The sequence below is a fragment of the Clostridium sp. CM028 genome, assembly GCF_030585565.1.
Lineage (GTDB): Bacteria > Bacillota > Clostridia > Clostridiales > Clostridiaceae > Clostridium_AD > Clostridium_AD estertheticum_B.
In genome coordinates this window covers 1,340,836-1,364,710 of the sequence record NZ_CP077766.1, presented here as the reverse complement: position 1 = coordinate 1,364,710, position 23,875 = coordinate 1,340,836, and the positions used below count along the sequence as shown (strand labels likewise).

Below are 23,875 nucleotides of genomic sequence, written 5' to 3'. Positions count from 1 at the left end.
CGATCCTTTCCTAAATAACATAAATAACATAAGAACCACGAAAATTCAGCTCCTTCTTCAAAAAAGAAAAGAGTCGAAACCTTCGTGGTTTAATTTTAATAGTTATTAAATTTTAAAAATAAATTTTTACTATAAAAAATTATTCTTCTAAATAAAGATGCAAGATTCGTCTTGCATATTAAGTCTATATTATATTTCTAATTTAGTCAAATAAAATCATTTTATATATTATATTGAAATGAATATATAAAATTACGTGTTCATTTTTAAGTATATTATTCCTGTTTTTAGGTATTGTTGACAAGTAGATGTTATGATAACATTTAATCAATAACAAAACGTTTACATGAAGAAATGGGGGGTTAATTAATGAAAAAAGCAGTATCAATTTTATTGGCATCTTTTATGATGTTATCTTTAAGCGCATGTGGATCAAAAAATGAGACAACAGCCCCAAAAGCATCGGATAAATTAACTGTTTATTCACCACATCCAATAGAATTTATCGACCCAGTAGTTAATGAATTTGAAAACCGGACAGGAATTAAGGTTGAGGTTGTAGCAGCAGGAACAGGAGAACTCTTAAAGAGAGTTGAAGCAGAAGGAGAAAACCCATTAGGAGATATTCTATGGGGAGGCTCATTGTCTACTCTAGAACCAAAGAAGGATTTATTTGAAAAATATCAATCTATAAATGAAAAAGATGTTTATGATGATTATAAAAATAAAGATGGTCAAATAACAAGATTTACTGCTATACCAAGTGTAATTATGATCAATAAAAACCTTATAGGAAAGATAAAGGTAGAAGGTTTCCAAGATCTATTAAATCCTGAGTTAAAAGGAAAAATAGCTAATGCAGATCCATCGAAATCTTCTTCAGCTTTTGAACAGGTAATAAATCATTTATATGCTATGGGAAATGGAGATCCAGAAAAGGGTTGGGATTATGAAAAAGCATTAACAAAAAATTTAGATGGTAAACTATTAAGTGGTTCTTCAGCCGTTTATAAAGGTGTAGGTGATGGAGAATATACTGTAGGATTAACATTTGAAGAAGCTGCTGCAAAGTATGTAAAAGATGGGGCGCCAGTTGAAATAGTTTACCCTAAAGAGGGTACTATTGCTAAAGCAGATGGTGTCGTTATTATAAAAGGTGCTAAAAATATGGGAAATGCTAAGAAATTCATTGATTATGTAACTAGTAAGGAAGGACAGACTTTAGTAGCTAATAAATTAAATAGACGTTCAGTTAGAAAAGATGCTCCAGCGGCTGAAGGGCTTAAACCATTAGATAAAATTAAGGTAATAAAGGATGATGAAGCATGGCTTAAAGAAAATAAACAGATGATTTTAGATAAATATAAAGATATATTTACAAGCAACTAAAAAAGATGGGCCCCTAGGACTTTTAAATATTATATTATTAAAAAGCCCTAGGGTTTTTTTTATAAAAAAATTTGTATTAGAAAGGAAATTAAAATATGAGTACATCCATTGAATTCACAAATATAGTAAAAAGATATGATGATAATACAGTAATTCCAAAGCTTTCACTTAAAATTAAGGAGGGTGAATTTTTCACATTGCTAGGACCTTCAGGTTGTGGTAAAACAACTCTTTTAAGAATGGTAGCAGGATTTAATACAATTGAAGAGGGAGAGATTAAGTTTAACTCAAAGGTAATTAATGATATTCCCGCACATAAAAGAAATATAGGTATGGTGTTTCAGAATTATGCTATATTCCCTCATATGACAGTATCAGAAAATGTTGAATATGGGTTAAAGCTAAGAAAATTTAGCAAAGAAGAATCAAATAAAAAACTTGAGGAAATTTTAAAAGTTGTAAAGATATATGAGTATAAGGATAGATCACCAGACAAACTTTCAGGAGGACAGCAGCAACGCGTTGCACTAGCGAGGGCTATTGTAATTCATCCAACAGTATTGCTTATGGATGAGCCTCTTTCAAATTTAGATGCAAAACTTAGAATAGAAATGAGAAGTGCTATAAGAGAAATACAAAAGAAAGTAGGAATAACCACAGTATATGTAACTCATGATCAAGAAGAAGCACTTGCTATATCAGATAGAATTGCAATTATGAACAAAGGTGTTATTCAGCAAATAGATACACCACAAAGAATTTATTTAAGACCTTCAAATGTCTTTGTTGCTACATTTATTGGTCACTCTAATATATTTAATGGAAAAATATTAGTAGAAGAGGAAAAGCAATACGTTGTATTTGAGAATGGATATAAAGTGTCTATGAATAATTTGAATAGCGGAGCGGAAAACGGAAAAGAAATTAAAATATCCGTAAGGCCAGAGGAATTTATAATAAGCAATAACAATTATGGGATTAGAGGTGTAGTTCACTTTAATACATTCCTCGGGAAATATATAAATTATGAAGTAAAACTTGATAATGGGGAAATAATTGAACTAACACAAGATACTAGTACTAATGATACTTTCCATGAAATTGGACAAGAGCTATATCTACAAGTATACAATAAAAAAATTAATGTTTTTAACAAGGATGGGGATATAAGTCTTATTACTGGAGTGGGAAAATATGAAGAATAAAAAAGTTAAAAAGATAAAATTTGATTTTTGGACAATAATAATTCTTATTTCATTTTTAATATTCTCAGTATTTCTAATTTATCCACTAGGTTCATTGTTTTTAACTAGTTTTCAAGATGTGGAGACCGGAAAATACACTTTAGACAATTTCGCTAAGTTTTTCACTAAAAAGTATTATTATGGAACACTTATAAATAGTTTTACTGTAAGTATTATAGTAACCTTACTAGCTATTTTAATTGGTGCTCCCTTAGCTTATATCATGACTACAGTAAAAATTAAATTTAAATCAATCGTAGAGGTACTTATTATAATATCTGTATTATCTCCACCTTTTATAGGAGCATATTCATGGATATTACTACTTGGAAGAAACGGAGTTATTACAAATTTCTTCTTGAAAACCTTAGGAATACATCTTCCTAGTATTTATGGGTTTAAAGGGATTTTACTAGTGTTTACCTTGAAATTATTTCCGTTTATATATTTGTATGTTTCAGGAGCACTAAAGAAAATAGACGTTTCACTAAGTGAAGCAGCAGAAAGTTTAGGCTGTAGTGGAGTTAAAAAAGTATTTACTATTATATTACCACTGATGCTTCCTACAATAATGGCAGCGTCATTATTGGTATTCATGAATTGTCTTGCTGATTTTGGAACTCCAATGCTTATAGGTGAAGGGTTTAGAGTTATGCCAGTTTTAATTTACTCAGAGTTTGTATCTGAGGTAGGCGGTCAAGCAAATTTTGCCGCTGCACTAAGTACAATAATGGTAATTATAACAGCGGTTATTTTTTTAGGACAAAAATATGTAGTTAATAGAAAGTCATATGTTATGAACTCATTAAAGCCTATATCTGCTAAAAAGGTTAAGGGATGCAAGAACCTTTTAGCACATTTATATGTTTATATTGTTGTAGCACTAGCTGCAATTCCTCAGGTAACAGTAATATATACCTCGTTCTTAAAAACAAGTGGCTCAATGTTTGTTAAAGGGTTTTCACTAAATAGCTATAAAACAGTGCTTTCAAAACTGGGTAATTCAATTCTGAATACCTATGTATATGGTATAATAGCTATAATAATAATAATATTATTGGGAATGCTTATATCTTACGTATCTGTACGAAGAAAAAGTGCCTTAACCTCCTTCCTAGATACATTAACTATGTTCCCATATATTATTCCAGGATCTGTTTTAGGTATTACATTATTATTAGCATTCAACAAGAAACCAATGGTGCTAAGTGGTACTTTCATTATAATGATAATTGCATTTGTTATAAGAAAACTACCTTATACCATTAGATCCAGTGCAGCAATACTATTGCAACTTAGTCCAAGTCTTGAAGAAGCATCAATTAGTTTAGGTTATTCTGAAATGAAAACATTCTTTAAGGTTACTGCAATTATGATGATACCAGGGGTATTTGCAGGAGCAATCTTAAGCTGGATAACAGTAATAAATGAATTAAGTTCTTCAATTATTCTATATACAGGAACTACAAGAACATTATCAGTTGCAATATACACAGACGTTATAAGGGCAAGTTATGGTACAGCAGCTGCTTTATCATCTATATTAACGGCTACAACTATCATATCACTAATAGTTTTCTTTAAATTCACAGGTAAGAAAGAAATAAGTTTATAAAAACCTAATAGGAGGATTTGCGTATGAAAAATATAAAAAGAAAATTTTTCAAGGAAGAAATAAGAAAAACTTTTATATTATATGCACTGACTCCTATTATAATTTCGTCCTTTATTTTTTATAATTTATTATTTTTGTATAGCAGTAAAGCCGTCGAGAGAAGTAATAAAAAATATAACAATAGTATATCAAATATTATAAGTAATGAGTTTGTAAGTTACAAAGTGGAAGTAGAGCATTTAGTAAAATGGGATGAAATAAAAAAGGCTTTTTATAATCAACATGACGAAGCAATGGTATATGAAAGGCTTTATAATACCGTTAATAATCATAATATAAGAAGTGTTTTTTATGTTTTTAATGAAAAAGGAGAGTCTATAATAACAAATGCTAAAGGGGACCCTCAATACGCTAAAAGTGATGATTTATTTATGGGTGGAGTTTTTAAGAAAATGAAAGACAATCCTAATAAATCTGTTATGATGCTTAATAGGGCTCAACTCGATGTGAATACAAGAACTGTATACTCTATAGGAGAAGCTATTACTGACGACAATAACCACGTTGCAGGGTTTATTGTTTTCGATATTTTAGAAAATGAGATGAACAAAATAGTTTACAGTAGTAGCAATCATCATGCTGTAATAACTGATAGATATAACAATAATATAGTTTCAACTAATAATGCACTTTTAGATGGTATAGGTAAATTGAAGCCATTTTTGGATAAAGAGAATAACTATGTATTTAATAATTCTATAATAGAAGGTAATGTTTATATTCATACAATTACATATGTGGGCTTTATAAAAAACATCTATTTAATAGGTGAAATATTTTTAATCTTAGTGTTTTTAATTTTAGTGTTTTCTATGTTATTCATTGCTAAGAAAATATCTATAAGTAAGACAAAGTCAATTGATAAATTATTGTCTGCTATTAACAGTGTTCAAGAGGGCAATTTGAACACTGTTGTCAGTATAAACTCTAATGATGAGTTTGAAGTTATAGGGCAGTATTGCAATAAAATGATAATAAGAATAAACGAGCTTGTAGAAAGAAACAAAGAAGAGGCAAGAAGAAATGCATTATCAGAGCTTAAGCAGCTAGAAGCACAATTTAACCCTCACTTCTTATTTAATACACTTGAAATGCTTAAATACATGATAAAAACAGATGAGAAGAGTGCCTCAAAGATCATTGTTTCAATGGCTAACTTGTTAAGATACAGCATAAATAAAAATTTTAATAAGGTAAAGCTTAATGATGACGTTAAATACATAGAGGATTATCTAATAATACAAAAATTTAGATTTGATGATAATTTTGATTACATTTTTAATTTAAATAAAGAAGTAGGAGAATGCTTGATACCAAAACTTATAATACAACCTATTATTGAAAATAGTATAAAATATGGATTTGAAACAAAACAATATTTAAAAATAAATATAGACTGTAGGGTTGAAAATGATAATTTAGTAATATCAATTGTGGATAACGGAGAAGGAATGAGTTATGAAAAATTATCTGGGATATTAAAACTCATTAACAAAAGTAAAAACGATACAAACCATATAGGACTTTATAATGTTCAAAAGAGAATCAATCTTATGTATGGTATGGAATACGGTATAAATATATATAGTAAACTATATGAAGGTACTAAAATAGTTATTAACCTTCCAGTACATAAAAGTGAGGAGTAGATTATGATTAAAGTGCTTATTGTAGAAGATGAAAATTTTATAAGAAAAGGATTAATCAACACTATCGACTGGCTGAGTATGGATTGTATTATTTCAGGGGAAGCTGCAAACGGCGAAGAAGGACTAAAAACGATTATAGAAATCAAGCCCGATTTAGTCATTACAGATATTAAAATGCCAATAATGAACGGCGTGGATATGTTGGAGAAAGCTAGTGAAATTTATGATTTTGAAAAGATTATCTTAACTAGCTACGGAGAATTTCCATATGCAAAAAGAGCTATAGATCTGAAAGTCTTTGATTATGTACTAAAACCAATTGATGAAGATAAATTTAAAGAGATAATCGGAAAGGTTAAGAATAAAATTGATGAGAAAAAAATATATAATGAATTTAAAAATAGTATTAAGGGTTACAAAAATATTGATGTTCTAAATTTGGAGTACTATTTAAAATCTGATAAAAAAAAATCTCAATATACTGAATCAGTAATTAACTATGTAAAAGACAATTACGCAAAAAAGATTAGTATTGAGGATATTGCAGAAAAGTTAGCAGTAAGCTCAAGCTACCTCAGTAGAAATTTAAAGGAACAGACAAATCAAACATTTCATGACTTTTTAAATAGATATAGAGTACAAAAGTCAATTGAATTACTTATGAGGGGGGAGTATAGGGTTTATGAGATATCTTCTATGGTAGGTTTTACTGATTATAAACACTATTCTACTGTATTTAAAAAATATATAAAAGCTTCACCATTAGAGTTTGCTAAAGCTAATTTATACATCAAGGGGGATAATGAAAATGATGAAGAGTAAAAATATTTCATTAGTAATTACAGATATGGATAAAACATTATTAGATAATGATAGCAAAATATCAGGAAAGAACCTGTCCTTTATTAAAAAACTTAAAAGAAATAATATTAAGTTTGCTGTTGCTACTGGAAGGTCAAGAAGCTCTCTGTGTAAATTTCTAGGGAAATATCAATTGATAGATGAAGTGGATTATATTATAAGCATGAATGGAGTAAGTATTTTCGATACTAAATCTAGGGAAACCTACGATTTCGGGTATGTAGATGAGGAAATTATTAATGAAGTTTATAATGCTTATAAAGATTATGATGTCTCATTTGCAGTCCATGAGGGTAATTGTTTGATTTGTAATAAAAAAACTACTTATACAGATATCGAATGTGAAGTAAATGGATATGGTGTAAGTGAGATAAGCGATTTTAGTAGAGCAATAAATAAAAAATATGCAAAGCTAATGATAATTGGAGAAAAATGCATAGTAGATGATATACATAGTAAGTTAGCAGAAATCGATTCTAAAAAATTTAATTTTTTTAAAAGCCATGATTATTTTTTGGAAATTGTTAAAACAGGCGTTTCGAAGGGCAATGCTCTAGTAAAACTTTGTAAATTAAAGGACATAGATATATCCAATGTAATGGCAATAGGGGATAACCTTAATGATTTAGATATGATAAAAAACTCTGGATTTGGTGTAGCAGTAGAAAATGCTCATGAGGAGTTGAAAAAGTATGCTAGTTTTATAACAAAATCAAACGATGAGAATGGATTTGCATATGCTTGTGATGAGTTAATCCATCTTTAAAATAATTGCCCAGTTGAGATGATGTATATTCATTTTGACTGGCTTATTTAAATTATTCCTATTATGGTTTATACTAGTTGCAAGTTAAGATAATTAAGTTCATATAAAAAACTTATTTAAAACCTAGTAAATATATTCTAAACATAAAATATTTTAGGGGGAATTGGCATGAAACAAAAAACTTATCCAAGTATTAAATATCCAATATTAGAAATTAACTTAAAAAATGTACGCGAAAATATTGAATACATGGTAGATTTATGTAGATCTCAGGGGATAAGCATTGCTGGAGTAGTTAAGGGGTTTAATGCAATACCAGAGGTCGTAGAACAGTTTGCATATGCAGGGTGTACATATATAGCAAGTTCAAGAATGGACCAAATAATTAAACTAAAGGAATATGGAATAGAGAAACCTTTTATGATGATTAGAATTCCAATGTTTAGTGAAATAAAAGACTTGGTACAATATGCTGATATTAGTCTAAATTCTGAAATGGAAACATTGAATATGATTGAAAATGAATGTGAATTACAAGGTAAAAAACATAAGGTGATTTTAATGCTTGACCTTGGAGATTTAAGGGAAGGCGTCTTCTATGAAAACGAATTCATAAATTTAGCGGAATATGTGGAAAATCATCTTGAAAATATAGAGTTATATGGAGTAGGAACAAATTTAGGTTGTTATGGAGCGATAATGCCTACAGAAGAGAATTTAGGAAGGCTTTGTAATATTGCTAAAATAATTGAGGGTAAAATAAACAGGAGACTAGAAATGATTTCAGGGGGAGCTACAAGTTCACTGCCTTTAGTAATAGATGGGAAAATGCCTAAAAGAGTAAATAATTTAAGAATAGGCGAGGGAGTACTATTAGCACAAGATTTAGATGAGTACTGGGGATATGATATGAGACATATGCATAAGGATACTTTTGTGCTAAAAGCGCAGGTTGTGGAAATAAAAGATAAGCCTACACATCCTGTTGGGAAAGTGTTTATTGATGCTTTTGGCAATAAACCAACCTATGAGGATAAAGGAATAAGAAAAAAGGCGTTACTTGCAGTGGGAAAACAGGATTTTGGGTTACACGACAAGCTAATACCGCAAAAACAAGGTGTTAAAATTATAGGAAGTAGTTCAGATCACTTAATTGTAGATATTGAAGAGTGTGATAGTGAAATTAAATTAGGGGACATACTTGATTTTCAAATGTACTACCCGCCAATGATGTGTTTAAGTGGATATTCAGGTATATCAAAGGTTTTAATATAAGCCATGTACAAAAAATAAAAATATTGACATATAATAGCCTTGTATGATAAATTTAAGGGAATCTCTTTGTATTGTATATAAATAACAGTACAAACTGATCAGGTGATGAACTTGTAAAAAAGTTCGTGAAGTTGGGCCTAAATGGCAATAGGATTAAAATTATACACCTGTGGGACAGTTTATAGTTCTACGGGCTTTTTTATTTGTATCAATAAATATGACAAATGCAAAGATAATTAATTACTAAGGAGGATATAATCATGAAAAACAGATTAGACAGAAAGTATCTTAAGTATGTACTATATGTTGCCCTCACGGCAACCTTGATTTTTATAAGCTATAATGTAGTATTTAATTTCAAAGAGGTTTTTAGTAATATTACTAGTACAATCAATTCTTTATTTTCAATGATTTCTCCACTCATTATTGGTTGTATAATTGCTTATCTATTATATCCATTATCAAAGATTATAAATGCTTTTCTTGTTAAGCACTTAAAACTTAAATATAAGCCCCATTTAATCAGCATTATACTAACATACTTAGTAGTGATTTTATTATTTATTATACTTATTTATAGCATCTATGCGATGATTGGTGGACAAATTAGTCACAATGAAACCTTATCAGTTATGTTCGAAACTATTAGTGATTATATAAAACGCTATAATGAGCTCTATGATTATATTAACAGAAAAATCACGCAAAGTGGTCTCTCTCTCGATATAAAGGGGTATTTATCACAAGCTATACAGCAGATATACTCATATTTATCACTTTCTATAAATAGTACAATCAAAATATTTGCAGGTATAAGCAACAGTATTATAAATAGTTTTATTGGTTTGTTTATTTCCTTCTATTTATTAAAGGATTATGAATTTTTTAAAAAGATATATTTAAATTATGTGAGTCTTATAATGAAGGAAAGTAAATTTAAGAGCCTTAATAAAACCCTTCTTGAAATTAATTATATTGTATCTAGGTTCATAAGAGGACAGCTCCTTGATGGTTTAATAGTTGGATTAATTAGCAGTATTGGCCTGTCTTTTGTAGGCATTGATTTTGCTATTCTTATTGGATTTACTGCAGGTATTGCAAATATTATACCCTATGTTGGTCCACTAATTGGTTGTATTCCAGCAATTATTGTAGGTATTCTTAGCCCGAACCCTATGCAGGCTTTATGGGCAGTACTTCTACTTCTTGCGGTTCAACAACTTGATGGTGCCGTTATATCACCAAAAATTGTAGGAGATAGCATGGGTCTACATCCGATTTTCATAATCATGGCAATAACTATAGGGGGAAGTTTAGCAGGTATAATTGGAATGCTTTTATCTGTACCTATTGCCGGCATAATTAAACTATTTTTAATAAAAATTATAAGAAAGCGAACAGATGAAACGAGTAGCGAAGTTTAAAACCAGGATAATAGTTAATTATTGAAATATAGAAGGAATATTTGGAATTTTGTAGAATGTTATAATTAGTATGTTATTTTAAAGTAATGAGTTAATAGATTTATTATAAAATAATTTAAAGACATTAAGGTGTAAAGGAGATAAAGATGGAAAAGGATATGAAAATTGCAGTTTTGATTGATGCTGACAATGTGTCTGATAAATATATAAGGTATATAATTGACGAAATTTCAAATCATGGAACACCTACATATAAAAGAATTTATGGGGATTGGACCAAGCCTCAACTAGCTTCATGGAAGAATGTATTGCTTAATTATTCTATTAGTCCAATACAACAATATAGTTATACTACAGGCAAAAATTCTACGGATGCAGCCCTAATAATAGATGCTATGGATATACTCTATTCAAGCAATGTTGACGGATTTTGCATTGTATCGAGTGATAGTGATTTTACTAAACTAGCGGCTCGACTTCGCGAAGCCGGTATGTATGTAATTGGTATGGGAGAAAAGAAAACTCCAAAACCTTTCATTTCAGCTTGTGAGAAATTTAAATATCTTGAAGTATTAGCTTCAATGGCGCCAAGACATACTGAAATAGCGACTGTTAAAGGAGCACAAATACAAGAAGAATCAAAAGGTGGTATGATAAGTCCCGGTAAATTAGTAGAGGCTATAAAAACTATTATAACTGAGATTTCAGATGAAGATGGTTGGGCATTTTTAGGAGAGCTAGGTAGCACCCTTAATAAGAGGTATCCTGATTTTGACACTAGAAACTATGGTTATGCAAAGCTTACACCTTTTGTAGCCTCTTTAAAATATTTTGAGATTAGATCAACAAAAACTAGCAATCCAAGTATAAGTCTTAAATATATTAGAAATAAAGAGTGCTAACCCAAGGAGGAATGGGTTTGAAGAATTTCATATCCAGTAATTGTATGTAGTTTTATAATCAAAATAATAATAAAAGCTGTGAAGTTTAACTTCACAGCTTTTATTATTTAAAAAAAAATAGATTATGTGGTATAAAAATGTCGAAAATCAGGTGACATTTTGTAAAAAACGAGTATAATTAATTCAATACTAAATTACCATTAATTCATAGTACAGGAAACAGGGCGATATTTTCTGAAAGGAATATAAGTGAATATTTCAGCTCTGCAGGATATGGGTTAATAAATTTTTATTATAAAAGGTAATTTATATGGGTGCCTTCTGTAAGTTGGAATTCATAAGTTTTTTTAAGTTAAGACATTTAGGGGGTAAAAATTATGGAGGTTATAGTTGCAAAATTTGGTGGGAGTTCAGTATGCGATAGTAAACAATTTCAAAAAGTAAAAGATATTGTCTTGTCGGATGTTAGGCGGCGTTATGTTGTGCCATCGGCTCCAGGGAAAAGAAATAAAGGTGATTATAAGATTACAGATCTTTTATATTTGTGCCATGAGCATGTAAAAAAATCACTACCATTTGATGAATTATTTAAATTAATTGAAGAAAGATATACTGTTTTATGTAGTGAATTAAAGATTTCTATTGATATGTCAAAACATTTAAGAGAACTTAAAGAAAAAATAATTAATGGAGCTTCAGAAGAATTTGTAGCAAGTAGGGGAGAATATTTTAATGCTTTAATATTAGCTGAATATTTGGGGTACGAATTTATTGATGCTGCTGAGATTATTTTTTTAAAGAAAAGTGGACGATTGGATGAAAAGGCAACCTACGACGCCGTAAAGACTAGGTTATCAAAAGTAGAAAAAGCGGTAATTCCAGGATTTTATGGTTCTTCCAAGGATGGTGAAATAAGAACCTTTTCAAGAGGTGGTTCAGACATTACCGGGGCAATAATTGCTAGAGGTGTAGGTGCGAAGCTATATGAAAACTGGACAGATGTGTCAGGTCTCTTAATGGCGGATCCTAGTATTGTTAATAATCCCAAACTTATTGAAGAGGTAACATATAAAGAACTTAGGGAACTTTCATATATGGGTGCAAATGTTTTTCATGAAGAGGCAGTTTTTCCAGTTAAAAATCATGGAATCGCAATAAACATAAAAAATACTAATAAGCCAACAGATAATGGAACCTTTATTTTAAGTAATAAATCAGAAATTAAAGTTGGAAATATTACAGGGATAGCAGGAAAAAAAGATTTTACAGTAATAGCAATGGAAAAGACACTTATGAACAAAGATATAGGATATCGTCGCAGGATTCTTTCAATTCTAGAAAGTAATAATGTATCTTTTGAGCATATCCCATCAGGGATAGATTCAATTTCATTGGTAATTGACGATTCTGAATTAGAGAATAAAATTGATGAAATATTAGAAGAAATTGAAAATCAATGTAGTCCAGATTCATTAATAATTCACCCAAATATGGCTTTAATGTCAGTGGTTGGAGAGGGTATTATAAGAACGAAGGGGATATCTGCTAAAGTACTTAGCGCATTATCAAAATATGATATAAATATTAGAATGATCAATCAAGGGTCAAGTGAGTTAAGCATAATTATTGGTATAGAAAATGAGGATCTTGAAAATGCAATTAGGGCAGTTTATAAAGCATTTGAAAATTAATAATTACCTGTGGATAAGAAATAATATTTAAGAGCCGCAAGAGACAATTTAAAAGGGGGAAATTAATATGGAAAAGGTAAAAATAGCGATTTTAGGTTTTGGAAATGTTGGGACAGGTGTATGGAAAATACTTCACGAAAATAGAAAAGAAATAATGAAACGTTCAAATTATGAAATAGAAGTTGCTAAAATACTCGTAAAAGATATAAATAAAAAAAGAGATATAGGTGTACCTAAGGAAATATTAACAGATAATATTGATGATATTATAAATGATGAAAGTATAAAAATTGTGGTTGAGCTTATTGGTGGAAGAAAAGAAGCTAAGGAGTATATGATACGCGCAATGAAAGCTAAAAAACATATTGTAACTGCTAACAAATTAGTTATCGCGAACTGGAGCGAAGAGTTATTTAAAACAGCAGAGGAAGAAAACGTATTATTTTATTATGAAGCAAGTGTGGCTGGTGGAATTCCAATAATACGTGAAATAAATGAGAGTCTTACAGCCAATAGGATTGAACAGATAATTGGAATTATAAATGGAACAACTAATTACATATTAAGCAAAATGACAATGGATGGAATTAGTTTTGATGAGGCACTAAAAGAGGCTCAAGAAAAGGGTTATGCTGAAGCAAATCCAACCTCTGATGTTGATAGCTTTGATGCTGTATATAAGCTTGCGATAATGTCTTCTCTAGCATTTGGAACTAAGGTAGATCACGATTGTATTTACAGAGAAGGAATAAGAAGTATTAGTGACATAGATATAGAATATGCTAAAAAATTTGGTTATACAATAAAGCTTTTAGCAATAGCTAAAGAAGAAAATAACAAATTAGAGTTAAGAGTACATCCAACAATGATACCTTCGAGCCACCCAATGGCAAATGTAGCCGATGCATTTAATGCGATTATGATAAAAGGAAATGCAGTTGGAGAATTAATGCTATATGGAAAAGGCGCTGGAGATTTACCAACTGGGAGTGCAGTTGTAGGTGATATAATATCCATATTAAGAAACAATGTGAAGCCTTCTGATGCAAGGGCCCTAAGTGACGAAGGTGATTTTAAAAGAGTGAAAAAATCAGAAGAAAATGAATCAGAATTCTATATCAGACTTAACGTTAAAGATAAGGCAGGAGTTTTAGGAGATACAGCAAAAATTTTTGGAAATAACAATGTTAGCATCGTATCAGTTACTCAAGATGTAATGCTTGAAAATTATGTAATATTGGCATTTATTACACATAAGAGTGAAGAAAAGAATATACGAAATTCATTAGAAAAAATAAAAGAACTAGAAAATGTAAACAAAATAGAAAGTATAATAAGAATAGAATCATTTAATTAATAGAATAAAAACAATCAACAATTTAATGGATTTTTTCGTCCTTCGATTTCCTTCCAGGGTCGAGCAAGGGTCCCGACATTGAATATAGATATGCATAATGGTATGAACTATCGACCAGAGTGACTCGAAATAAGAAGCGCAGAAACATTGAAATTCCATTTAGAAATTCTTGTTTTGCCAATATTAAATACTCGTGAGCCTGACAGGAAGTCAGGCTAGTGAACCGGCCGTAAGCCGAATGTGAGCGTCAGAGAATTTAATATTTGCAAAAGATTAGAATTTCTTAATGGAATTTCACGTTTCAAGCTCTTATTTCGAGTCACGCGGTCGAAAGTTCATAGGATGCACTCTTATTCACACTTGAATAATTTTCTCGCAAATTTTACAGTTTGAGTTGCATCTTTTGCATAATAATCTGCTCCTATCATTTTTGCATACTCTTCATTTAAGACAGCGCCTCCAACAAGAACAGTGCAATCCAAGTTATTGTCTCTAAGTGCTTTTATTGTTTCACCCATGCTCCTAACTGTTGTGGTCATAAGTGCACTTAAACCAACTAATTTAATGTTTCCGCTGCGAACTGCATTAACAACTATATCCTCGTGTACATCTTTACCAAGGTCAATTACCTCAAATCCATAGTTTTCGAGTAGGATTTTCACTATGTTTTTTCCTATATCGTGTATATCTCCTTTAACAGTGGCAAGCACAATTGTACCTTTGCTAAGTTTTTTATCCGTGCTTGCCATCATTCTTTCTTTGATTACCTCAAAAGATTTCTTTACTGCTTCTGCAGATTGTAATAATTGAGGAAGAAATATTTCTCCGCTTTCATATTTTTGGCCCACAATATCAAGTGATGGAATTAGATATTTGTTTACAACTTCAAGTTCTGACATAGTTTTCAAAAGTTCTTTTGTTATTTTCGAAGATTCTTCTTTCAAACCATCAATAATAGTTTGATTTAAATCTTTAGCATTTACAACTTCTTTACCAACTGGTTTCCCTTCAAAGGATGAATAAGCATCTATATATTTTTTTGAAGCTTTATCTTTATTCCATAAAACATTAAATGCATTAATAGTCGCCATCATATCGGGGGATAGAGGATTGAGTATTGGTGCATCAAGGCCAGCGGTTAATGCTGCAGCAAGGAACGTTCTATTTAATAGTTCTCTTTGTGGTAAACCAAATGATACATTGCTTACTCCAAGAGTAGTTTTAACTCCTAGCTTAGATTTAACAAGTTCAACTGCTCGAATTGTCTCTTTAATTTCACTTTGCTGCGCTGATGCAGTTAAAACAAGACAATCTATTATAATATCTGATTTATCTATTCCGTACGCTTCAGCCTTTTGTACAATTTTCTGGGCTATTTTAAGCCTGCCTTCAGCCGTTTTTGGAATGCCATCCTTGTCAATAGTTAAGCCTATTACACATGCACCATATTTTTTAACAATTGGAAATATGGAAGCCATTACTTCGTCTTTACCATTAACAGAGTTTATTAGTGGTTTTCCGTTATATATTCTCACTGCTGACTCAATTACGTCACATCTAACACTATCAATTTGAAGGGGAAGATTTATTACACTTTGTAATTCTTTTATTGTTCGTATCATAACCTCATGCTCGTCGATTTCAGGAAGTCCCACATTTACATCTAGTATATCTGCTCCTGCATCTCTTTGATTAATAGCTTCATAGAGTATATAGTCCATATTATTATTTTTTAAAGCCTCTTTAAGTTTCTTTTTGCCTGTAGGATTTATTCGCTCACCGATAATTTTTATTTGTCCTCCAAGGACTACTGTTAAAGAGGGGGAACTTACTGCCGTTATTCTTTTAACATCACGGCGTACAGGCTTTAATTTTTTAAGCTCAGCCTTTATAGCTGTTATATGCTCGCAAGCGGTACCACAGCATCCACCGAAAATCGTAACACCCATTTCTGCCATAATTTTTGCATACTGCGCAAATTCATGGGCCTGAACATCGAAAACTGCGTCTCCATTTACAAGTTTAGGAAGACCTGCATTAGGTTGGACTATAACAGGAATACTTGAGTACTTAAGTATTTTTGTTATTATTGGAAGCATTTCATTTGGTCCTAAAGAACAATTTACCCCAATTGCATCTACTCCAAGGCCTTGAAGTACGTTCACCATAGTTATTGGGTCTGTTCCCGTTAATGTGCGCTCGTCACCTTGATACGACATTGTACATACTATTGGAAGAGAACTATTTTCTTTTGCCGCAAGAATGGCAGCCTTCGCTTCATAAATATCTGACATTGTCTCAATAAGAATTATATCAGCGCCTTCCCTAGAGCCAATTTTAATCTGCTCTGCAAAAGCCTCATATGCATTATTGAATGATAATGTTCCAAGTGGCTCCATTAATTGACCAATAGGGCCAATATCAAGTGCAACAAGATTATCACCAGCCGCTTTTCTTGCAATTCTCACAGCACTTCCAACAATACCTTCAACGGTATATTGCGTGTCTTTAAGCTTATAACTATTGGCACCAAATGTATTTGTGGTAATAACGTCACTTCCTGCATCTAAGTATTCTCCATGTATTTTTTCAATGATTTCTGGGTGCAATATATTATAGCTTTCTGGTAATTCACCCATCTTAATTCCGTATTTTTGCAGCATTGTTCCCATAGCTCCATCAAATAATAAAAAATTATTAAAGTTTATTTTTCTACACACAATATCTACCATCCTTTCTGAATTCACAATTTTTATTTTTACAAATTTTACATTTTTGTAATTTGTCAATTGATTTTAAACTTGCAACTTCACTAAGACCTATAAGTGCTGTTACCGATTTTCTTGGTATCATGATACTATTTTCAGTAATAGATAGTCCTATTTTTTTATAAGCATCTAAAACATTTAATATTTCTGACCCATTATCAATAGAGAAGTCTCCATATCCAGGGCTATATCTAGTTGTAATATGCAAATTATCTATTAAGGCATTTTTCATAATCTCATCTTGCAACTCATTACATAAGGTTTCTATTGCGGTGGTTGCACAGGCGTCCATAATTAAACCCTTTGTAATATTAAATCTTGAATAGTAAGATATTCTACTATCCACATTTATCCCTAATGTTGCGGCCATAACCACACATTTTCTTGAATTTACTAGGAGATTTATTATATCTGCATCTTTTAAAACTAACGTACTACCCAAGAGGAAAATCTGATCATTTTTTCTTTCAATATCAAAAATTTCATATACAAAATTTTCTTTACATATGTCAATAATCTCACCGCAACATTCATCAACTAAATCAATTATACTCTTATTAATAATTTGATTTTTATAGCCCAAATATCTTAATACTTCTTGTTTATCAATTACCATAGTACGCTCCAATCAGTTTTACTTTTAGAATAAAGTATAAATACAATAATTGCAAATATAATATATTTTATGAATATTTATGAAATGTATGTTTGCATTGACATTTGATTTTATATGAGTTACAATAAAAAACAATAATTTGATAAAGCTCTTTTTTACGTATAGTAGTATAAAGAATGATAGTCAGATGCTTATGGTGAATACATATAATAAATAATAATAAAAAGGAGTATTAATATGAAATATATTGTAGTACTAGGAGATGGAATGGCAGATTATCCTGTGAAGGAACTTAACGACAAAACACCTCTTCAATACGCTAATACGCCTACTATAGATTATATGGCAAAGCACGGCACTCAAGGATTAGCTAAAACTGTGCCAGAGGGTATGCCGGCAGGCAGCGATACAGCAAACATGGCTGTTTTGGGATATGATCCATTTGTGTACTATAGTGGACGTTCACCATTTGAAGCAGCAAGCATGGGAGTCCAAATGTTAGATACAGATGTAACATTTAGATGTAATTTGGTAACGGTATCTGACGACCAGCCCTATGAGGAAAAAACTATGATTGACCATAGTTCTGATGAAATTACAACGCAAGAGGCAGGAATATTAATAAAAGAATTAAGTGAGTATTTAAACGCTGAGGCAATAAAGTTTTATCCAGGTATTGGCTATAGGCATCTTATGATATGGGATAACGGACCATACTCTTGGAAACTTACACCACCACATGACATTCTAGATAAAAAGGTAAAGGATTATATGCCTAAAGGACTTGGTAGTGAAATATTTGAAGAAATGATGAAAAAAAGTTTCGAATTTTTATCAGGGCATGATATAAATAAAAAGAGAGTAGCAAGGGGATTAAAGCCAGCTAATTCAATATGGATCTGGGGTGAAGGAAAGAAACCGCTCTTATCTAGCTTTTATAAAAAATATAATTTAAAAGGCTCAGTAATTTCTGCTGTTGATTTAATAAAAGGAATAGGAATGTGTGCAGGGATGGACATTATTGATGTAGAAGGGGCTACTGGAAATATTAATACTAATTTTAAAGGTAAAGCAGAGGCCGCTCTAGGCGAAATGGCAAAGGGGAATGATTTTGTTTATATTCATGTTGAAGCTCCAGATGAATGTGGACATAGATGTGAAATAGAAAATAAATATAAAGCCATAGAGTATATAGACAATCAAATAGTAAAGGTTATAAAAGATGAAATGGATAGAACCGGTGAAGATTATAAAATGATAATACTCCCAGATCATCTTACACCACTTGTACTTAGGACTCATACAGGAGAGCCGGTTCCGTTTTTAATATATGAAAGTAATAAAGAAAAGGACAACCTAAATGGCTCTTATAATGAATTCGCGGCTAAAGAGACAGGACTATATTTTCCGGAAGGATATAAGTTAATGGATTACTTTATAAAAGGTAGTATATAGGGGGAAAAAAATTTATGAAACAAATATATTATAAGAGTACTCGCGGAAATGAAAAAGAAGTAAAATCCGCAGAAGCTATTGCAAGAGGACTAAGCGAGGATGGGGGACTTTTTGTACCAACATCAATACCAAAGTTAACTATAGGACTTGCCGAATTATGTCATATGAATTATAAAGAATTAGCATTTACTATAATGAAAGAATTTTTAACTGATTACGATGAAAAGGATTTATTAGAGTCTATAGATATGGCTTATGATGAAAAGTTTGATGTGTCAGCTATTGCGCCGATTTCAAAGAATGGTGGATTATATTTTTTAGAATTATACCATGGACCAACTTTAGCATTTAAGGATATGGCGTTATCAATATTACCTTATCTTTTAAAAAATGCAGTAAAGAAGTTAAACATTGATAAAGAAATGGTTATTCTTACGGCCACATCTGGTGATACAGGCAAAGCAGCACTAGAAGGTTTTGCAAATGTAGAAGGCACAAAGATAATAGTCTTTTTCCCACAGGAAGGTGTTAGTGAGATTCAAAAAAGGCAGATGTTAACGCAATCTGGGGATAATACTTTTGTAATAGGAATTGATGGAAACTTTGATGATGCACAAAATGGAGTTAAACAGATGCTTACAGATGAGGGCCTTCTCAAGAGATTAGAAGAAAATAATAAAATGTTCTCATCAGCTAATTCAATAAATATTGGAAGACTAATACCACAGGTTGTATATTATTTCTATGCATATGCTCAGCTTTGTAATATGGGAGACATAAAAATAGGGGAAGAGATAAATTTCTGTGTTCCTACTGGTAATTTTGGCGATATATTGGCAGGATACTATGCAAAGAAAATGGGATTACCAATTAAAAAGCTAATTTGTGCTTCAAATGAAAATAAAGTATTATTTGATTTTATAAATACAGGCACATATGATAGGGTAAGGGATTTTGTAATTACTATGTCCCCTTCAATGGATATATTGATTTCAAGTAACCTTGAAAGACTTTTATATGCTATAAGTGGGGAAGATTCAAGTAAGATAAAAGACCTTATGAATAAGCTTAAAAAAGATGGTAAATATGAGATTGATGATGATATGAAAAAAGGGCTAAAGGATTTCTTTGGAGGATATGCAAGTGAGGAGGATACGGCAAAGGCAATAACTGAGGTTTATAAAACTACTAATTATGTAATTGATACACATACTGCAGTTTCCTATGCGGTTTATCAAAAATATTTAAAAGAATCAAAGGATAGTGCGAAGACAGTTATTGTGTCGACGGCAAGCCCATATAAATTTACGCCAGATGTTATGAAATCAATAGATGCAAAATACACAGGGCTAAATGACTTTGAATTAATAGTGGAACTTAGTAAAATAACAAAGGTCGATATTCCAGTAGGGATAAAAGATTTAGAAACAAGACCAGTACTTCATAAAACTAAATGCGCAAAGAATGAGATGCAAATACAGCTTGAAAAGATTCTTAAAATATAGTAGGATCAACCTATTGTTAATATTACATTCCCTCAGACTATTTAATTAGTTTGAGGGTTTTTCTTTTATTAATAACAGGGTTAGCCATAATTGGTTAAATATTGAAAGGATTTATTGACAATATATTTATAAATAGTTAGAATAGTATTGAGGTAATTTAGTATACTCAATCAACTTAATATGAAAACTTAAATATTTATATTATTGAAAATAGAGTAAGGGGTGATGTAATTGAAAAAGCAGCAATATGATGTAATCGTTATCGGGTCAGGAGTAGTTGGTAGTGCAATTGCAAGGGAACTTTCAAAATATGAAATTAATATAGGTGTATTAGAGAAAGAACTAGATGTAGTATGTGAGACAAGTGGTAGGAATAGTGGAGTGCTTCATGCAGGATTTAACAGCAAACCTGGAACACTTATGGCAAAATTTTGTGTACAAGGATGCTTAGGATTTGATAAAGTTGCAAAAGAATTAGATATACCCTTTAAAAGAACGGGGAAACTTGTAATAGGCTTTAGTGAAGAAGATATGGAAGGATTAAAAGATTTAAAAGCACTAGGAGAAAAAAATGGAGTTCCAGGTCTTGAAATTGTAGGTCGTGAAAAAATTAAAGAATTAGCACCTAATGTAGAAGGGACAGCAGCTTTATATTCTCCAATGACAGGTGTATTGGATCCATTTATATATACAATTGCATTAGCAGAAAATGCTTGCCAAAATGGTGTGGATTTTTATTTAGGTAGAGAAGTAATTAACATTGAAAAAAAAGAAAGTTGTTATAAAATTACTACAAAAAATGGAGAAACTTATTATAGTAGATGGGTAATTAATAGTGCTGGATTAAATTCTGATAAAATAGCAGGTCTGGTTGGTGTTACAGATTATACAATATATCCATGTAGAGGAGAATATTTTATTCTTGATCAAAGCATAGGCAAGTTTCTTGAAATTCCAGCCTATCCAGTTCCTAATAAGAAAGAGGGAGGTCTTGGTGTACATCTTACGCCTTCAATTCATGGCAATATATTTATCGGACCAAGTGCTCAGTATATAGATGAAAATGATAACTATTCATCAACTGAGGATGTTATGGACATGCTTATAAAAGAAGGCACAAAAATATTGCCTCAAATTAAAAGAGAACATTTTATTAGAAATTTCACAGGAATTAGACCAAAGCTTGTTAGTAAAGAAAAAGGTGGATATGCAGATTTTGTAATAGAAGAAAGAAAGGAAATCCCTAATGTAATTAACTTAATTGGAATTGAATCGCCAGGACTCACTTCAGCAGTCCCAATTGCAGAATATGTAGTAGAAAAAATTAAGAACAAGGAGAATTTAAAAGAAAATAAAAAATTTAATCCTATAAGAAATGCAGTAGTAAAGTTTATAGAACAATCTGAAGAAAAACAAGATGCACTTATAAAAGAAAATTCAGATTATGGAGAAATTATTTGTAGATGTGAGAACGTTACAAAAGCAGAAATTATACAAGCAATAAGAAATCCATTAGGAGTAGATACATTAACAGGCATTAAATATAGAACAAGATCTATGATGGGAAGATGCCAAGGTGGATATTGTCAAACTAGAATTGCAGAAATAATTATGAAAGAAAAAAATAAAAAAGTAGCTGAAATAACTTATTTAAGAGAAAATGGAAAAATGTTTTCTGGGGAGGTAAGACAATGGAAGTAATTCAAAAGGAAGCAGTTATAATTGGTGGTGGCCCAGCTGGGCTTGCAGCAGCTCTAAAACTAAAAGAAGAAGGTATAGAAGATGTTTTAATATTAGAAAGAGAAGAAAAGCTTGGTGGAATATTAAAACAATGTATTCATGATGGTTTTGGTTTACAAAGATTTAAGCAGGCGCTTAGCGGTCCTGAATATGCGGCTAGATTTGTAAAGCAGGTAAAAAAAGCGAATATTGAATTACAAACAGGAGCGACTGTAATAAATATTACAAATAACAAGGAGGTTATATCAGTTACAAGGGAAGGGCTAAAAAAATATAAAGCTAAAGTAGTGGTGCTCACCATGGGTTGTAGAGAAAGAACAAGAGGAGCTATAAGCATACCTGGGACAAGACCTGCAGGTGTATTTACTGCTGGAGTAGTTCAAAGCTATATGAACCTAAAAAATATTATGGTTGGAAAAAGAATTGTTATACTAGGTTCTGGAGATATCGGACTTATAATGGCAAGGAGACTCACACTAGAAGGAGCAAAAGTATTGGCCGTAATAGAAAAATTACCTTATCCTAGTGGATTGCCAAGAAATATAGAACAATGTTTAAATGACTATAATATTCCCTTATATTTAGGTCATACGGTAACAAACATCAAAGGAAAAGAAAGATTGCAAGCCGTAACAGTGAGTGAATTAGATAAGAATGGACAAATTATTTCAGGCACAGAAATAGAATATCAATGTGATACATTAATACTATCTGTTGGTCTTATTCCTGAAAATGAGTTATCTCTTAAAGCTGGAGTAAAAATTGATGAACGGACTAAGGGACCTATTGTGGACGAAAATTTACAAACTAACGTAGAAGGAATTTATGCAGCCGGCAACGTGCTTCATGTGCATGATTTAGTGGATTTTGTATCTGATGAAGGAGAAAAGCTTGCTAGGGCAGCAGCAAAATATATAAGAAATGAAAAACAAAATGAAAGTCATATTTTAATAACAACAGATAAAACTATTAACAATGTAGTTCCACAAAAAATAAGTGGGAAGCAAGATGTAGAAGTAACTTTAAGGGTTAGTAGGCCCTCAAGAGATGGCGTTATAGAAATTGTGCAGGGCGAAAAAGTGATTAAATCAAGGAACTTTAAAAAATTGAATCCTGCAGAAATGATACGCTTAACATTAAAAAAAGAGGATATTATTAGTGAAGAAAACATTAAGGTGGTGGTATCACAATGAATAGAGAAATGACATGTATAGTTTGTCCTAATGGTTGTGAATTAACTTTAGAACTAGAAGAAAACATTATCAAAAATGTAATTGGAGCTTCATGTAAAAAAGGAATAGCATATGCAACGCAAGAAATACAAAATCCTAAGAGAACTATTTCATCATTAGTTAAAGTAAATAATGGAGAAATGCCACTGGTTAGTGTAAGGACAACAACATCTATTCCTAAAAACAGGATATTTGATGTTATGAAAGAAATTAAGAATATAGAAGCTGATGCACCTATAGAAATTGAACAAGTGATTATTAACAATGTGTTGGGTCTTGGCGTAGATATTATTGCTACAAAGTCTATATGTAAGAAATAAATCATT

Annotated in this window: 18 protein-coding genes and 1 riboswitch; of the genes, 16 read left to right on the top strand and 2 right to left on the bottom strand. The window is 31.1% G+C overall.

Going from position 1 to position 23,875, the window contains the following annotated elements:
* The first annotated feature begins 369 nt into the window (after positions 1–369).
* The 11 genes from KTC94_RS06485 to KTC94_RS06435 all read left to right on the top strand — a co-directional run bounded on the left by KTC94_RS06485 (position 370) and on the right by KTC94_RS06435 (position 14,233).
* Positions 370–1,389 carry an ABC transporter substrate-binding protein gene (locus tag KTC94_RS06485; protein ID WP_216302881.1) on the top strand — a complete coding sequence of 340 codons (1,020 nt, stop codon included), beginning with the start codon at positions 370–372 and terminating at the stop codon, positions 1,387–1,389.
* Between the two features lie 95 nt (positions 1,390–1,484).
* Positions 1,485–2,594: an ABC transporter ATP-binding protein gene (locus tag KTC94_RS06480; protein WP_216302880.1), complete on the top strand. Its 1,110-nt coding sequence runs from the start codon at positions 1,485–1,487 to the stop codon at positions 2,592–2,594.
* The gene (locus KTC94_RS06475; RefSeq protein ID WP_216302879.1) at positions 2,584–4,248 is read left to right on the top strand and encodes an iron ABC transporter permease; all 1,665 of its coding nucleotides are present in this window, start codon (positions 2,584–2,586) and stop codon (positions 4,246–4,248) included. Before KTC94_RS06480 ends, KTC94_RS06475 begins: the two co-directional genes overlap by 11 nt.
* A 23-nt stretch (positions 4,249–4,271) precedes the next feature.
* Positions 4,272–5,957 (top strand): sensor histidine kinase, encoded by a 1,686-nt coding sequence (locus KTC94_RS06470; protein WP_220320012.1) that lies wholly within the window; start codon positions 4,272–4,274, stop codon positions 5,955–5,957.
* 3 nt (positions 5,958–5,960) lie between these two features.
* Positions 5,961–6,779 (top strand): response regulator, encoded by an 819-nt coding sequence (locus tag KTC94_RS06465; protein ID WP_216302877.1) that lies wholly within the window; start codon positions 5,961–5,963, stop codon positions 6,777–6,779.
* Positions 6,766–7,584, top strand: coding sequence for a Cof-type HAD-IIB family hydrolase (locus tag KTC94_RS06460; RefSeq protein WP_216302876.1), 819 nt, complete (start codon positions 6,766–6,768; stop codon positions 7,582–7,584). Before KTC94_RS06465 ends, KTC94_RS06460 begins: the two co-directional genes overlap by 14 nt.
* 168 nt (positions 7,585–7,752) lie before the next feature.
* Entirely contained in the window at positions 7,753–8,859 is a 1,107-nt protein-coding gene (locus KTC94_RS06455) for an alanine racemase (RefSeq protein WP_220320013.1), read from the top strand.
* 84 nt (positions 8,860–8,943) lie between these two features.
* Positions 8,944–9,039: riboswitch (NiCo riboswitch) on the top strand.
* 80 nt (positions 9,040–9,119) lie between these two features.
* Positions 9,120–10,283 (top strand): AI-2E family transporter, encoded by a 1,164-nt coding sequence (locus tag KTC94_RS06450; RefSeq protein WP_165414484.1) that lies wholly within the window; start codon positions 9,120–9,122, stop codon positions 10,281–10,283.
* A 146-nt stretch (positions 10,284–10,429) separates the two neighbouring features.
* A complete protein-coding gene (locus KTC94_RS06445; RefSeq protein ID WP_165414485.1) occupies positions 10,430–11,185 on the top strand; it encodes an NYN domain-containing protein in 756 nt (251 codons plus the stop codon).
* A 377-nt stretch (positions 11,186–11,562) separates the two neighbouring features.
* A complete protein-coding gene (locus tag KTC94_RS06440; RefSeq protein ID WP_165414486.1) occupies positions 11,563–12,876 on the top strand; it encodes an aspartate kinase in 1,314 nt (437 codons plus the stop codon).
* A gap of 67 nt (positions 12,877–12,943) precedes the next feature.
* Entirely contained in the window at positions 12,944–14,233 is a 1,290-nt protein-coding gene (locus KTC94_RS06435; protein WP_220320014.1) for a homoserine dehydrogenase, read from the top strand.
* Between the two features lie 350 nt (positions 14,234–14,583).
* Here KTC94_RS06435 and KTC94_RS06430 read toward each other — a convergent pair whose 3' ends face one another.
* Together KTC94_RS06430 and KTC94_RS06425 are read right to left on the bottom strand one after the other, a co-directional pair.
* Positions 14,584–16,965 (bottom strand): homocysteine S-methyltransferase family protein, encoded by a 2,382-nt coding sequence (locus tag KTC94_RS06430; RefSeq protein ID WP_216302933.1) that lies wholly within the window; start codon positions 16,963–16,965, stop codon positions 14,584–14,586.
* A complete protein-coding gene (locus KTC94_RS06425) occupies positions 16,946–17,617 on the bottom strand; it encodes a vitamin B12 dependent-methionine synthase activation domain-containing protein (protein WP_216302873.1) in 672 nt (223 codons plus the stop codon). Before KTC94_RS06425 ends, KTC94_RS06430 begins: the two co-directional genes overlap by 20 nt.
* Positions 17,618–17,854: 237 nt before the next feature.
* Between KTC94_RS06425 and KTC94_RS06420 the strand changes: the two genes are divergently transcribed.
* From KTC94_RS06420 to KTC94_RS06400, 5 genes are all read left to right on the top strand, one after another.
* The gene (locus KTC94_RS06420) at positions 17,855–19,072 is read left to right on the top strand and encodes a cofactor-independent phosphoglycerate mutase (RefSeq protein WP_216302872.1); all 1,218 of its coding nucleotides are present in this window, start codon (positions 17,855–17,857) and stop codon (positions 19,070–19,072) included.
* A gap of 14 nt (positions 19,073–19,086) precedes the next feature.
* Complete coding sequence (thrC, locus tag KTC94_RS06415; protein WP_220320015.1) at positions 19,087–20,577, top strand: threonine synthase; 1,491 nt, start codon at positions 19,087–19,089, stop codon at positions 20,575–20,577.
* Between the two features lie 231 nt (positions 20,578–20,808).
* Positions 20,809–22,278 (top strand): NAD(P)/FAD-dependent oxidoreductase, encoded by a 1,470-nt coding sequence (locus KTC94_RS06410; protein WP_220320016.1) that lies wholly within the window; start codon positions 20,809–20,811, stop codon positions 22,276–22,278.
* Positions 22,269–23,510, top strand: a complete 1,242-nt coding sequence (locus KTC94_RS06405; protein ID WP_258876424.1) for an NAD(P)/FAD-dependent oxidoreductase — start codon at positions 22,269–22,271, stop codon at positions 23,508–23,510. Before KTC94_RS06410 ends, KTC94_RS06405 begins: the two co-directional genes overlap by 10 nt.
* Positions 23,507–23,869, top strand: a complete 363-nt coding sequence (locus KTC94_RS06400; protein ID WP_220320017.1) for a DUF1667 domain-containing protein — start codon at positions 23,507–23,509, stop codon at positions 23,867–23,869. The genes KTC94_RS06405 and KTC94_RS06400 overlap by 4 nt, the downstream gene beginning before the upstream one ends.
* Positions 23,870–23,875: the final 6 nt, after the last annotated feature.